Annotated in this window: 14 protein-coding genes; 4 read left to right on the forward strand and 10 right to left on the reverse strand. The window is 43.3% G+C overall.

Going from position 1 to position 14921, the window contains the following annotated elements; genetic code table 11:
• The first annotated feature begins 22 nt into the window (after positions 1 to 22).
• From GDA45_03160 to GDA45_03170, 3 genes are all read left to right on the forward strand, one after another.
• Complete coding sequence (locus tag GDA45_03160; GenBank protein MBC6413920.1) at positions 23 to 958, forward strand: sulfotransferase; 936 nt, start codon at positions 23 to 25, stop codon at positions 956 to 958.
• A gap of 143 nt (positions 959 to 1101) precedes the next feature.
• Positions 1102 to 2004, forward strand: coding sequence for a sulfotransferase domain-containing protein (locus GDA45_03165; GenBank protein ID MBC6413921.1), 903 nt, complete (start codon positions 1102 to 1104; stop codon positions 2002 to 2004).
• A 52-nt stretch (positions 2005 to 2056) separates the two neighbouring features.
• Entirely contained in the window at positions 2057 to 3172 is a 1116-nt protein-coding gene (locus GDA45_03170) for a DNA adenine methylase (protein MBC6413922.1), read from the forward strand.
• A 41-nt stretch (positions 3173 to 3213) separates the two neighbouring features.
• On the opposite strand, the gene glmS is transcribed toward GDA45_03170, so the two are convergent.
• The 3 genes from glmS to selD all read right to left on the reverse strand — a co-directional run bounded on the left by glmS (position 3214) and on the right by selD (position 7584).
• On the reverse strand, positions 3214 to 5058 hold the full coding sequence (gene glmS, locus GDA45_03175; protein MBC6413923.1) for a glutamine--fructose-6-phosphate transaminase (isomerizing): 1845 nt from the start codon (positions 5056 to 5058) through the stop codon (positions 3214 to 3216).
• The gene (gene glmU, locus GDA45_03180; GenBank protein ID MBC6413924.1) at positions 5058 to 6440 is read right to left on the reverse strand and encodes a bifunctional UDP-N-acetylglucosamine diphosphorylase/glucosamine-1-phosphate N-acetyltransferase GlmU; all 1383 of its coding nucleotides are present in this window, start codon (positions 6438 to 6440) and stop codon (positions 5058 to 5060) included. Before glmU ends, glmS begins: the two co-directional genes overlap by 1 nt.
• 103 nt (positions 6441 to 6543) lie before the next feature.
• A complete protein-coding gene (gene selD / locus GDA45_03185; protein MBC6413925.1) occupies positions 6544 to 7584 on the reverse strand; it encodes a selenide, water dikinase SelD in 1041 nt (346 codons plus the stop codon).
• Here selD and mnmH point away from each other — a divergent pair.
• Positions 7583 to 8653 carry a tRNA 2-selenouridine(34) synthase MnmH gene (mnmH, locus tag GDA45_03190; GenBank protein ID MBC6413926.1) on the forward strand — a complete coding sequence of 357 codons (1071 nt, stop codon included), beginning with the start codon at positions 7583 to 7585 and terminating at the stop codon, positions 8651 to 8653. The genes selD and mnmH overlap by 2 nt on opposite strands.
• 108 nt (positions 8654 to 8761) lie before the next feature.
• Here the strand turns inward: mnmH and GDA45_03195 are convergent, their stop codons facing one another.
• The 7 genes from GDA45_03195 to GDA45_03225 all read right to left on the reverse strand — a co-directional run bounded on the left by GDA45_03195 (position 8762) and on the right by GDA45_03225 (position 14920).
• Positions 8762 to 9112: a DUF861 domain-containing protein gene (locus GDA45_03195; GenBank protein MBC6413927.1), complete on the reverse strand. Its 351-nt coding sequence runs from the start codon at positions 9110 to 9112 to the stop codon at positions 8762 to 8764.
• Positions 9113 to 9351: 239 nt separating this feature from the next.
• Positions 9352 to 11016, reverse strand: coding sequence for a Na(+)/H(+) antiporter subunit D (locus tag GDA45_03200; GenBank protein ID MBC6413928.1), 1665 nt, complete (start codon positions 11014 to 11016; stop codon positions 9352 to 9354).
• Complete coding sequence (locus GDA45_03205; protein MBC6413929.1) at positions 11006 to 11224, reverse strand: hypothetical protein; 219 nt, start codon at positions 11222 to 11224, stop codon at positions 11006 to 11008. The genes GDA45_03200 and GDA45_03205 overlap by 11 nt, the downstream gene beginning before the upstream one ends.
• Positions 11221 to 12660 (reverse strand): monovalent cation/H+ antiporter subunit D family protein, encoded by a 1440-nt coding sequence (locus GDA45_03210; protein MBC6413930.1) that lies wholly within the window; start codon positions 12658 to 12660, stop codon positions 11221 to 11223. The genes GDA45_03205 and GDA45_03210 overlap by 4 nt, the downstream gene beginning before the upstream one ends.
• Complete coding sequence (locus tag GDA45_03215; protein MBC6413931.1) at positions 12657 to 14120, reverse strand: monovalent cation/H+ antiporter subunit D family protein; 1464 nt, start codon at positions 14118 to 14120, stop codon at positions 12657 to 12659. Before GDA45_03215 ends, GDA45_03210 begins: the two co-directional genes overlap by 4 nt.
• Before the next feature lie 21 nt (positions 14121 to 14141).
• The gene (locus GDA45_03220; GenBank protein ID MBC6413932.1) at positions 14142 to 14498 is read right to left on the reverse strand and encodes a cation:proton antiporter subunit C; all 357 of its coding nucleotides are present in this window, start codon (positions 14496 to 14498) and stop codon (positions 14142 to 14144) included.
• Positions 14499 to 14500: 2 nt separating this feature from the next.
• Positions 14501 to 14920 (reverse strand): Na(+)/H(+) antiporter subunit B, encoded by a 420-nt coding sequence (locus GDA45_03225; protein ID MBC6413933.1) that lies wholly within the window; start codon positions 14918 to 14920, stop codon positions 14501 to 14503.
• Position 14921 lies beyond the last annotated feature (1 nt).

Consider the following 14921-nt stretch of genomic DNA (forward strand, 5'->3'; position numbering starts at 1 on the left):
CCATTTTAAGGATTTAAGAACGATGGTACTATCCATTGGTTCTCTCGCAGCAGGTTCGTCAATTATCGGCTTCCTTTTAACTGCACATCCTAATATTGTAATGACCGACGAAGGTGAGTTAGAAACCTTCTTGAACATTAATAATAAATATATAGAACTGTCAAAGTGGCAATATAAATTATTCAATTATCTTTTGAAGATAGACAGGTATGGTTATCTCTCTTGGAAAATTTCTTCTAATAAAAATATAGATGCGTTAAGAAACCTCTCGGACATTAATAATAGATATATAGAACTGCCAGATTGGCAATATAGATTATTCGATTATCTTTTGAAGACAGACAGATATAGATATCTACTTTGGAAAATTTCTACTTATAAAAATAAAATGGAACATATTAGAAGAAGTGGCACTAGGGAAAAGCGTTATGTATATGTTCCTGGCCAATACCAGGGGCGTTTCCAAAAATTACATGTAATAGGAAATAAAAATAATCACACAGATATTAAGCTTCTAGCCAACACGAGTTTACTAAAACATTTAAGAAGCAAACTTGAAGATAATAAAATCTCGCTGAAATTTATCTTCATCACTCGCAATTTATATGACAACATTGCTTCCGCCGCGCAGCAATGGCATGGTGGTTCTTTGGATAAGGCTATCAAAATCTTCGCAGAATTATGCGAACGAAACCAAAAAATTCTTGAGCAGATAGATTCTAATGATGTGTTTATCTGCAGAAATGAAGATCTGATTGCGAATCCTAAACTACAAATCACCAGATTGTGCGATTTTCTAAAGGTTTCCGCTTCGGCTGATTATATCAATACCTGCGCTTCGTGCGTTGTTAATAAACCGACTAATAGTAGACTTAAAATTGATTGGTCTGACCAGCATAAACAAAAAATTAATTCGCTCATAAAAAAATATGATTTTCTCTCTAGCTATGATTGTTAATCATATTCAGAGATATTGCCCCTTCTCTAGGTATATTTGGATTAAAACTTCAACTTATATGGACTTTTTAATAAGTTCCATAAATTCAGTGCGAGTGCGCAGGTCAAGCTATAGAACAATAAATTAGGTATAGTACTTATTAAATGGAAAATAGACTTAAACGAGCGGCTAAGTTACATTATCTCAGGCCTTCTTATCTTAGGAATCGATATAGAGTATCTTCTAATGACTTACTGCTTCTCTATACCCGTTTCTTATACAAACCCAAAGCAGACCATTTTAAGGATTTAAGAACGATGGTTTTAAATGCACATCCTAATATTGTAATGACTGACGAAGCAGAGTTAAAAACCTTCTTGCAAATTAATGATAGATATGTGGAACTGCCAAATTGGCAATATAAATTATTCAATTTTCTTTTAAAGATAGACAGATATAGATATCTATCTTGGAAAATTTCTTTTGATAAAAATAAACTGGAACATAATAGAAGAGGTTACCCTAGGGAAGAGCGTTATGTCTATATTACTGGGCAATACCAAGGGCGTTTCCAAAAATTACATGTAATAGGAAATAAAAATAGTGCAAGAGATATTAATATTCTAGCCAACACCAGTTTCTTAAAAAATTTAAGAAGCAAACTTGAAGATAATAAAATCTCGCTGAAATTTATCCTCATTACTCGTGATTTATATGATACCGTTGCTTCCGCCGCACAGCAATGGTATGACGGTTCTATGGATGAGGCTATCGAATCCATCTCAGAAGTATGCGAATGGAACCAAAAAATCCTTGAGCAGATAGATTCTAATGATGTGTTTATCTGCAGAAATGAAGATCTGATTGCGAATCCTAAACTACAAATCACCAGACTTTGCGACTTTCTAAAGGTTTCCACTTCAGCTGATTATATCAATGCCTGCGCTTCGCGCGTTGTTAATAAACCGACTAAAAGTGAATTTAAACCTGAGTGGTCTAACCAACATAAAGAAAAAATTAATTCGCTCATAAAAAAATATGATTTTCTCTCCAGCTATGATTGTTAATTATATTCAGTAAACTTCTACAGGAAGATATTGAAAGCCTGAAGCAAACAAAATGACTACTGAGCAATTAAGCCTTCCGAACACATCTTTTGCTACCACACCGAATACCCAAGGAATAAAGTATGTCGGTTCAAAGTTGAAAATTCTGCCTTATATCATTGCTATAATCAGTCAATTAAATAATGTGCGTAAAGTGTTAGACGGGTTTAGCGGGTCAACCCGTGTCTCGCAAGCATTCGTGCAGCAGGACTACCAAGTGACCGCAAACGATGTGGCAGTATGGTCGGAAGTCTTTGCTACCTGCTACCTTAAATCAAAAAAAGACGATACTTTTTATCAAGATATACTTGCTCACTTAAATAACTTAAACGGCTACGATGGTTGGTATACCGAAAAATATGGGGCAGAGACAAGCGGTAGCAAAAAGCCTTTTCAAGCGAAAAACACCAGAAAACTTGATGCAGTGCGTGATGAAATAGAAACATTAAACCTAGCTTGGGAGGATAAATGCGTTGTACTCACAAGCCTAATCTATGCCCTTGACCGTGTCGATAGCACATTGGGTCACTATGCATCGTACTTAGCCGAATGGTCGCCGCGTTCGTACAACGACCTGATACTCAAACTGCCTGCACGTTTTCGACATAACGGAAAACACCGTGTTCTCCGCGACGATATTTTCAATATTGTGAAAAACGACGAATACGATCTTGCTTACTTAGATCCACCGTATGGTTCTAACAATGAGAAAATGCCGCCTAGCCGCGTCCGCTATGCCGCTTATTATCATCTATGGACGACGATTATCAAACACGACAAACCAGATGTTTTTGGTAAAGCCAATCGGCGAACCGATAGCAAAGATTTAGCGTGTAGTTCTCTATTCGAGGAGTTCAGAAAAGACCAAGACGACAAATACATTGCCATGAAAGCACTCTATAGATTGATAGAACAAACTCAAGCTCGCTATATACTATTGTCGTATAGTTCCGGCGGCAGAACTACGAAAGAAGAATTAAACCATATTATAAAAGCGGCTGGCACTCTTTTAGAGTTTACCGAAATAAACTATAAAAGAAATGTTATGGCAAATATGCGGTGGACAAATGACTGGGTAAACGAAAGTGGCAAGCATTGCGAGTATTTGTTTTTGCTACGCAAATTTTAGTCGCGGTTAGCCTGAGATGAGGGTGTCGCTGCAATATCTAGTTACTCAACGGTAACCGATTTAGCGAGATTGCGAGGTTGGTCTATGTCGGTGCCTTTCAATAGTGCCGTATGGTAAGCCAGCAGCTGCAAGGGGATGGTAAATAGAATAGGGGCAACCGCGTTTTCTGAGGCATTGATCCGTATAAGTTGCAAGGACTCCTCTTCATCCGATTGAAAGCTACAGCCGTGGTCGGCGAAGACATGCAAACGACCGCCCCGTGCGCGCACTTCTTTCAGATTGGATTTTAGTTTAGATAATAGGCGATCGTTAGGGGCAACTGCAACCACCGGCATATCGGAATCCACCAGTGCTAGCGGGCCGTGCTTGAGCTCCCCTGCGGCATAAGCCTCGGCGTGTATATACGATATTTCTTTCATTTTAAGCGCACCTTCCATAGCGATTGGGTAATGCAATCCGCGTCCTAAAAATAATGCGTGATGTTTGTCAGAGTACTGTTTTGCCAATAAGCATACTTCTTTTTCACAACCGAGTATTTGTTCTAAACGCGAGGGGAGGTTGCGTAGTTGGTGGACCAGATCAGTGATCATTTCTTTGCTTAAGCACGACCGCTTACCTAATAGTATGGTTAATAAAAGCAAAACGGTTAATTGAGTGGTGAAGGCCTTGGTTGAAGCCACTCCTATCTCGGCGCCGGCGTGGGTCATCAGTATTTCATCGACCTCATGGGTAAGAGAACTTTCGGCGACATTGCAAATAGCCAATGTTTTAAGATAATTATGCTGTTTGGCAATCTGTAATGCGGCTAGGGTATCGGCGGTTTCGCCCGATTGAGAAATGGCGATAAATAGGGTATTTGGGAGGACAAAGTGGTGTCTGTAGCGGAACTCGCTAGCAATTTCTACATTGCACGGCAGATGCGCAAACTCTTCCAGCCAGTAGCGTGCAACTAAGGCGGCATGGTAGCTAGTCCCACAGGCGACAATTTGTATATGCTGAACACTATCAAGAAATTCGTTAGCGTTGGAGGAAATAATGTCGTCCGGTATGTTGTTATCCAATAAACGACCTTCGAGGGTATCGGCGATGACGCGAGGCTGGTCATATATCTCTTTTTTCATGTAATGGCTGTATTCGCCTAGTTCGTTATCGTACGACTGCAAAGATATTGAGCGATGTTTGCGTTCAACAGCTTGTAGGTGATTATTGAATATATGCACTGCATCTTTTCTAATTTCTGCTATATCGCCGTTTTCCAGATGCACAAAAGTTTGGGTGACGGATGTTAGCGCTTGGATGTCGGAAGCCGCATAGTTGGCATTTTCTCCGATACCAATGACTAATGGACTGCCTTCTCGCACCAACACGATATGCTGCGGATTTTGCGCATCCAGCACCGCCAAGCTATAAGCTCCTTCAAGGTCGTTTATGGTTTTTGATATGGCATTCAGTAAATCATCGTTTTCTCGCAGATAAAATATAATCTGATGCGCAATGACTTCAGTGTCGGTTTCTGAGTGAAACTCAAACCCTGCGACTTGCTGTGCTTCTTTCAAAACTTCGTAGTTTTCTATGATACCGTTGTGGACAATAGCGATACGATTGTCGGAAATATGCGGGTGTGCATTAGCCTCATCAGGGGCACCGTGAGTAGCCCAACGAGTATGCGCTATGCCGATATTGCTATGGCACGGCGAAGATATCAGTGCTTCCTGCAGTTTGGCCACTTTGCCTAGGCAGCGCACTCGTTGTACAGGTATATCAGTGTTATCGCTCAACACCGCAATGCCAGCCGAGTCATAACCACGATACTCCAGTCTCAATAGCCCGTCCACTAACACACTGCTCACATCGGAGTCGGCAATGGCAGCGACTATTCCACACATTATTTTGATTTCTTGCTTGGTCGTTTCCAGCCTGTGACGGTAGTCTGTTGGCACCGAGATAATGTTAATTTATCGGCTGGTACATCGCGGGTAATCGTTGAACCAGCACCAATGGTAGCCTTAGAACTTATCTCTACTGGTGCGACAATTTGAGTGTCCGAACCTACGAACACATCGTCGCCGATGCGTGTACGATGTTTTTGGGCACCGTCGTAATTACAAGTAATGGTGCCGGCACCTATGTTAACTTGTGAGCCTATATCGCTATCCCCTATGTAGCTTAAGTGGTTGACTTTGGTGTAGGCACCCGTTGTGGTCTCTTTAATCTCGACGAAGTTACCAATACGATTATCATCACCTATCCGAGTATTGGGGCGTATTCTGGCATACGGACCGACGATACAGCTCTTGCCTATATGTGCGCCTTCTATATAAGAGAACGGCTTAACCATCGTGTCTGCTGCGATACTAGCATCCTTTAATACGCTATAAGCTCCTACCTCAACACGATCGCCGAGTTCTATTTCTCCCTCAAGCACTACACCTACATCAAAGACGACATCCTGTCCCAGTTGCACTTTTCCGCGTACATCCAAGCGGTTGGTGTCTCGGACAATCGCTCCTCTTGCTATCAATTCCGATACTCGTGCGCGCTGTAGCAGACGCTCCGCTACAGTATATTGTGCAAGCGTATTGATACCGCTAGCCCGCCAAGTTTCCGGTAATTCGCAAGTGCCTATTTTCAAGTTGTTGTTAACCGCTAGCTGTATGCAATCGGTTAAATAGTATTCGTGTTGTTTATTATCATTTTTAATTTCTTTGATCAATTTATTTAGAGTCTGTGATTGGCTTGCCATAATGCCTAGATTAACTTCTTTAATTTTATATTCATCAACCGAAGCATCGGCTTGCTCAATAATACGTGCGACTTCACCGCCGTCGGTGCGCAATATCCGTCCGTATCCGGTCGGATCTTTTAGCATTGCTGACATGAAAACGACATCGTGTTGTTTTTGTATATCTAATAGCGCACGATAATTTGCTGCATTGATGAATGGCATATCGGCATACGCAATGATTACTTGTTCGTGGTTAGCGATAGTCGGTAGTGCTTGTGAGACTGCGTGGGCGGTGCCGAGTTGCTCAGCTTGTTGATGCCAATGTATATTATGCAACTCCTTAAAATGGCAAGAGACTGCTTCTTGGACTTGCGTGCCACCGAAACCTACGACTATATGTAGCTGTATACCCTTGATTTTTTGAATTTCTCGGATGACATGGAAAATGAGCGGTTCGCCGCCGAGTTTATAGAGTGCTTTAGGTCTCACCCCCCCCATCCGTCGGGCTTTCCCGGCCGCAAGAACAACAGCGGAGATACTCATAGGACTATAGAAACTAACATTTTTTGTATGACAATATTATGAATTGTTATTATACATTAGTATAAAGCTGTAGAGGCAGTGTCGTTGCCGATCTATACATGACCTATACGACGGTGATTTTTTTGCTCCCTAGGTTATTCAATAGACCTATAGCTGTTGCTTGCTCAAACCCGTTTCGCACGAATAAGTCTTGCACTTGCGGCGCTGCTTTCGGCGCACAAGCAACCAACAACCCACCGTTGGTTTGAGGGTCAGTCAATAGTGCTTTAATGGTCTTTGCTTTATCGGATAGGGAGGTATCATTTCGGCAATTCTCCCAGTTGCGCAGAGCAGCTCCTGCAGTGATGCCATTTGTTGCCAGATCTACTGCTTGACTTAGCAATGGAATATCATCGACATTAAGCACAGCCTGCAGTTTTGATGCTTTGCATATCTCTAATAAGTGTCCCAATAGACCGAAACCGGTAACATCAGTTATTGCGTGCACCGCTTTTAGCCGTGCCAGTTCGCCACCTACGCTGTTGAGTTGGCTGGCATAATTGATCAAGGTTTTATATCCTGATTGATCTAGTTTTCCCTGTTTATAAGCGGTTGCTAAGACACCTATCCCAAGCGGTTTACCCAATAGTAAAACATCGTTGGCTTGTGCCGTACTATTCCTTTTTATATGATTAGGATGTGCGGTGCCACAAACTGAAAGACCGTAAAAAGGTTCCTGGCAATCGATAGAATGTCCGCCGGCTATGGCAACATCAACGCGCTCGCAGATTGTTCGTCCGCCGGTCAATATTCTATCGATAGTTTCTACTGCCACTTTTGCCATCGGCATACCCAGTATATTCAATGCCAATATAGGTTTGCCACCCATTGCATAGATATCCGACAATGCGTTGGCCGCGGCAATGCAGCCGAAGTCAAAGGGGTCGTCTACTATGGGCATAAAAAAATCAGTGGTCGTAACCAAGATACTATTTGCACTGAGGCGATAAAGTGCTGCATCGTCCGAAGTGGTGTGGTCGAGTAATAGTCGTGAGGTGGACAGCGAGGGCATGCGATTGAGTAATTTACCAAGGATCGCTGGAGAAATTTTGCAACCGCAACCGCCACCGTGAGATAATGCCGTTAATTTGAAGTTTTTAGTCATGTTTAAGTTAGCAGAGAATTGGACACTCGAACAACTGGCGTATTTTGACGATATTCTAGATGTACGTTCTCCCGCAGAGTACGCTCTTGACCATTTGCCGGCTGCTGTTAATTTTCCGGTGTTAGACGATGCAGAACGCGCCCGCGTTGGCATATTATATAAAAAAGTCTCACACTTTGAGGCAAAAAAACAAGGCGCAGCTTTAGTCGCAGAACATATCGCTGCACATATCAAAGAACACCTTAGCGATAAGAGCGAAGGATGGCAACCCTTAGTTTACTGCTGGCGCGGTGGCACCCGTAGCGCGGCGATGGTGCATGTTCTAAGCGACATAGGCTGGCGTGCGCAACAATTACCCGGAGGCTATAAAGCCTACCGCAATAGAGTCATAGCAAAAATATCCGAACTGGCAAATCAACTGCATTTCACAGTGTTGTGTGGTCCCACTGGTGTAGGTAAAACTAAGCTACTAAACGCATTGCGTAAACAATCAAAACAAGTGCTTGACTTAGAGGATATCGCAAATCATAAAGGCTCAGTACTGGGTGAACCTACTGAAGGCACACAACCTTCGCAAAAATATTTTGAGAGTCGGTTGTGCAGTGCGATGATGGCTTTTGATGCTAAACAGGTAGTCTATGTTGAAGCCGAAAGCCCTAAAATCGGTCGCATTCAACTTCCTACGGTTTTGCTAGATGCGATGCATAGAGGACAATGTCTGCGTGTCGAAGCATCGCTTGCATCGCGAGTATCCTTCTTAAGTTCGGAATATCGCCACTTTTTAAAAAACTCGGAATTATTCAAACAAGCCGTAGAAAAATTGACCGCATATGCGGGCAAGAAAAAAATAACCCACTGGTTGTCATTACATAGTGAAGGAAAGTTAACCGAACTGGTTGAAGATCTATTGGTTTCGTACTACGATCCTTTTTATACTCGTTCAATGAAAAAGAATTTTAAGCGCTATCAAAACACTGATACAAAAATACAACTGCAACACATAGACGAAGCGAACCTTGCCGAAGTAGCCGAGGCTATAGAAAGAATGTGCATGCCAAGCTGTGAGTAAGGCATAGCGCACTACTGTATGTGCGTATGGTACGCCGGCCGGCTTTTACGCTAAACTGTCTTCTCTGAGATACAAAACAAAGTTTTGTTGAGCGCTACGATAGAAACTTTATAGCACGCCTTGTTTTCTTTGTCCGACATAAAAGGCAGTGCCGGAAGTCGCCGATGAAAAAACTACTTTTGTTCCAGTGTCAAAATAAACGACATCGCCGGGTTTTAGGTGAACGCTCTTGCCACCTTCTTCCGAAATAGTCATTTCTCCGTCAAGCATAATTTTACATTCGTCATAACTGTAAGTGTATTCAAGTGGATTGCCTGCTTCCATTCTAAAAAATCCTGCGGTAATCGGTGATGTTGCATTATTTGAAGACACCGTGTCTTCCAAGAACGCATTTATTCCATCTATGCCCAAAGACTTAATTTCTTTCTCCTTAGCATTTGCAAAATATTTCATTGCCATAGTTATACTCCTTAATTTATCAGATTAATTATCAGTTCAAGTATAGCACGGCAAACAGCACCGGCTACTGCACCACACTTTATAATTTAATATACGGCATGCAAATAGTAGTGACTTTAGCTACGACTAATCAAAGAGAGATTTTATAAGTGCCTTAATATTTCTTCTACGAGTAGGCATATAAAAATTACACTACTACAAGCACTACAAGCTATAGCATATCAGATGCTTAGAGCTGTTCAGAGATAATAAATTGCTAGTAAGATAGACAGCGTTATTCCCAGCACGATTATCAGCGTTGTGGTCGATATGTCGCGCCCAATGGTATTTATATGTGGCTGCCTGCTCTTTGCGATAGCTAGTCCGTGTGCATATATTCTACAGCCGATTTTTTCTATGCGCAGATAAGTGGGTTTTAAGTAGTGTTGTAGGCATATTGGTAAGCGACGGTATAGCCAGTCGGTATCTAGAGTGATAGTTGGCGTACGTTTGAGCAACGGGAGCATTAAAAAGAATGCAATCATGGCAAATACTAAGAACTGCGATTGCGAGAGCAGATGCGCTAAAGTATAGGGCTGATAATCAACCGGATAGGGCAGTAGTTGATAGAATTGTTGGGGGAACACACCCATCGCTATACATAGGATGGAGAGAAAAACCATTGCCGCTTTCATATTACTGGGTACTTCCAATACTTGACGGCGCTGGGGTTTGTTTTGAAAAAACACGAACCACGGAATGCCAGCGTGAAGGAATACGCCTGCGGATGCTGCCAGCAGAGCACCCCACACCCAGATCATTTCCGCTTGCTGTGCGGCCTCGCTAATCAGGGATTTTGCAACAAAACCTGAGGTTAACGGCACTGCTGAAATAGAGATTGCGCCGATTACGCTACAGATCATAGTCAAACGCATGACCCGATTTAGTCCGCCAAGCTCAGAGCACTTTCTTTGATTTGTTGCGTATAGCACACCACCTACTGACATCAGCAACAGTCCTTTGTAGATGATGTGCGCCGAGGCGTGCGCAGCGACACCGTTGATTGCCATCTCACTACCAATACCGACACCGGTGATCATAAAACCGACCTGATTGACGATGCTATAGGCGAGTATCCTGCGCATATCGTTTTCCGATAAGGCGTAAATGATGCCGTAAAACATCATGTAGATGCCAATAGGAATTAAAATTGCGTTACCGGCAAATACAACTAGCAGAGCAAACACTGCCGATTTGGTGGTAAACGCCGATAAAAATACGCTGCCGCTTACGCTACCTTCAGGATAGGCATCGGCAACCCACGCAGACAGCGGTGGTGCGCCGGCATTGATGAGAAAGCCAGCCAAGATCATCCACTCGTAGACTGATGACAGCTCAAGCGCGCGCAAAGATGCATCGCCACTTTGCCAAATTAAACCGATAATGCCCGCCAACAATATCATTCCTGATAATAAATGTATTAAGGCATAGCGCATTGTCGCATTAAAAGATGCTGCCATCGGCGACGAGAACAAAATCATCGTAGAACCGATTGCCATGAGTTCCCAGAATATAAAAAAGGTAATGAAGTCACCGCACAATACTAGACTAATCGCGCTACCTGCATATAGTAGAGCGCCTGACAGTTCGGTGCGCGCAGCTTGCTTGAATGCGAACCACAGTCCGCCAAATGCTATCACTGAGAAAGTAGTTGCAAAGAGTAACCCTAAATCACTCTTTTGAACAACGACTAACTGATAGCTCATAAGCGTAGCAGAGACATAGTCTTTGCCTAGCCAAACCACTGCCAAGCACAGTAACGGAAGTAGCAATAGGACAACCCTGCTTGATGTTTTCAAATAGCCGGCAAAGACAGCTCCGCCGATTAATATCAGACCTGGTGACATGAGCCAATCAAGAGTCATAATAAGTATCCTTTCTTTTTATGACTTTCGCGATGAGTAAGGCGATTAATATCAACGCAATAAAACTTACAAAGCCTGCTAATGCGTAGAATCCAGTCATCTTTACCGTTGCAGTGCCGAGCCAGCCCTCTATAACCAATAATAGTGCGCCGACTATCAACAAAATAAGTAGCAGCGAGCGTACATTACGATGCCATAGTTTCTTCATAATAAACCTCCGATCAACGCAATAATTTGATCGCTATAAAAGAATAGCAACACGCAGGTAAGTGTTGGCACGAGCATAGCAATTCGCATGACCAGCGGCGCTTCATCATTGTCTAAACTCAATCTAGGTCTAAAAAAAGCTCGATGAATGATTGGCAACAAATAGGCAGCACTCAGCACACTACCAGTTACTAGCACTACAATGGCAACATAGCTACCGGAGGCAACGGCACCTTCCAATAAAAACCATTTGCTAGTAAATCCGATCAACGGTGGCATACCGATAATAGAGAGTGAGGAAATCGTGAATAGCCCCATCGTCCATGGCATCGTGTGCCCGATACCGTCAAGTTCGCGGATACGACTAAAGCCTTTTACCGTATAAATTGCACCGGCGGCAAAGAACAATGTTATTTTGGCAAAGCCGTGGGCGACGATATACAGTGCTGCGCCAGACAATGCTAGCGGGTGCAATATGGCGACACCTAGAATAATATAAGAAAGCTGGCTGATCGTTGAATAAGCCAATAGCTTTTTCAACTGCACTTGCTTCAGGGCAATCACCGAAGCTGCCAGAATCGTAAAGCCGGCAAGATAAACTAACCAGTCGGTATTGATACCCGTTAGAGTATCTACTCCGAAGGTATAAACCACGATTTTCATTATTGTAAAAACACCAGCTTTAACCACTGCGACTGCGTGGAGTAAGGCGCTGACCGGCACTGGTGCGACCATAGCACTCGGCAACCAACGGTGTAACGGCATAATTGCAGCTTTGGTGGTTCCGAACACGACCAGCAATAACAGAATGGTAGTTTCCATAGCACTGGTATAGCCCGGTAATATGCCGCCTTTTTCAAAATCTAAACTCCCAGCAACATAGCCTATCCAGATAATCGCAGTGAGCAAAAATAATGCCGATGCGCCGACCAGTGTCAGTAAATAAAGCCATCCGGCTTTCAGTGCTTCGCTAGTACGGCTGTGGACGACTAACGGATAGGTGCTAAAGCTCAGTATCTCGTAGAAGATAAAAAGAGTCAGTAAGTTATCGGCAAAGGCAATGCCTAAGGCACTGCCTATCGCCAGGCTGTAGCAGGCAAAGAAATGTGTGGTGCGCGGCAGATTATTCTGATACATATAAGTCATTGCGTATAACGAACTCACTGGCCACAGTACGCAGACCAAGCCGGCAAATATCAATCCCAAAGGCTCCACTGAAAAAGTGATGCCGATATTGCCGACGATATCCAGTAGGGTGACCTTAAAGTCGGCCGCAGGGTTATAGAGTGATGCCAGCCATATCAATGCGAGCAGCGAGATAAACGGTGCAACGGTATTGACAGTATTAATCAAAGTCGGCCTTTTGTGGTTTAACAAGATCAGCAACGCAGCCACGAAAGGCGTTGCAAGACAAAGCAATAATGCACCCGCAGTCATAATTGTGCCCATAATGTGTTGCCTACAGCGGCGCAAATCTCAGTCAGCCAAGCGGGTTGCACGCCGGTGTAAATGGTAATAGCGGCTAATGCATAAACGGCAATAGTCATGCTAAGCGGTGCTTCTTTAACTTGGGTTGCTTTGCTTCCTTCAGAATAAGTGGCCGCTATCAATTGCCATACATAAATAAGGCTCAGCAAAGAACCAGTCAATACAACGATTACAATCAACCAAACATTCGCCTGTAGTGCTGCAGTGATTAAATACCACTTGCTTATGAAGCCTGATGTCAGAGGCATGCCGATTAAACTCAAGCCGCCGATAACCAGTGCTGCCGCTGTCCACGGCATCTGCTTGGACAGTCCGCGCAGTTCTAAAAGCGTACAATTTCCCATTCTATAAACTACGCAACCTAAAGCCAAAAATAGCATGCATTTGATAATCGCATGATTAAATAGATTGATGAGCGCTGCGCTCACCCCTGCTGAGCTCAGTAAGCCTACGCCAACAATGATATAACCCAGTTGCCCAATGCTCGAATAAGCCATCATCTTTTTGATGTGTTTTTGCCGACAGGCAACGAATGAACCAAATAAGATGGATAGGCTACCTAGGATTAGTAAGATAGTGTCTATATGATCGGAGAACGCAGAACCGCCAAAAGTATCGAAATAAAAACGAATCAGCAAGTACAGCGCAACTTTACTGCTGATACCAGAGAATAATGCGCTGATTGCCGACGGCGCGTAAGTATAAACCCGAGGCAGCCAAAAATGCAGAGGGAATACCGCACTCTTAAGCAATAAGCCGATGATTATAAAAACCAAGGCTGCCAGTCCAGCCGGCGTGTCTAACAAAGTCGATAACCGCAGCGATAAATCACTAAGATTAAGCGTGCCAGACAAGACATACAAATAGCCGATGCCGAGTAATAAAAATATTGCCCCCACAGTGCCTAGAATCAGGTACTGATAAGCTGCGATGAGATCATTGGGTTTGCCCTTGGCTGCAGTTAATGCGTAGCCAGCGAGCGATGCCATTTCTAAAAACACATAAATATTGAATAAGTCGTCGGTTACGACAGCACCGGTATAACCCGATTGCGAGATGAATAACGCACTATAAATAGGATAGCGGTGTCGGTCGGCAAGCTCGGCAGCAAAACTGCGTGGTATATAAAGAAATACAAATAAGAAAATGATACTCAATAAAAAGGCAATCAGTGCGCTCAGAACATCGATCTTATAGGCGATGCCAAACGGCGGTATCCATCCGCCGAGATAGTAGCTTAGGTCACCCGTAGTGCTGGCGTATATCAACATCCACGCACAAGCAATGACTGAGAAAGTGCCAACCAGTAGAGATAAAATATGGAGGAATTTGTTGTTGCGTAGCAACAGACATAGCGGTGCGCATAATAACGGTAATGCGACGACTAATACGGGGATGTGCCTGAGCATATTAAATTATGAAAAGCCGTTTTAACTTAAAGTACTATACTTGGAAATCGTGTTTTCACTCAAACTGCCACAGGATTTTTTGATTTTAACAATCAGCGTAAGCGCCACTGCGGTGATAGAGACATTGACAACGATAGCAGTTAGTATCAGCACATGCGGTAGCGGATTTGCATAAACATCGTAATCTGCTGACAACAACGGTGCGCTACCGCCTACCACCGCACTCGCCGAAATATAAAAGATAAAAACCGAAGTCTGCATTATGCCGACACCGACTACTTTTTTAATTAGGTTGTCATAAGCTATCGTGATATAAAGCCCAATAACGAATAGCGTTGTAATTAATAAGTGTATATAGGGTTGTAGTGAGGCGTCCACAGTTACTCATCCACTTCCGCCATCAACAGATAGAAAATCAACATCACAACCCCAACGATAGTAATGCCTACTCCTAGCTCAATCAATAACACACCAGCGTGTTGACCAGAGAGGGGCTGTGTTGCCAGCACCGAATAATTCAGAAACTCTCCGCCCATCAATAGACCAGCAAAACCCACTAAAATGTAGATGCCAATACCTAAACTTGCTAGTATCTGCGCAGTCTGCATAGAGATAACGCGACGCGCGCTTTCGACACCAAAGGTGAAAGCATACAATACTAAGCCAATAGTGAATATCATCCCAGCTTGGAACCCACCGCCAGGTCCGTAGTTACCGTGAAATTGCACATAGAGTCCGTAGAGTAGTATGGTCGGCACCAAAGTGTATGTGGTTTCCCTAATGATGGGATTGTGTTTAATC

Source organism: Chromatiales bacterium (assembly GCA_014323925.1).
GTDB lineage: Bacteria > Pseudomonadota > Gammaproteobacteria > Poriferisulfidales > Oxydemutatoraceae > SP5GCR1.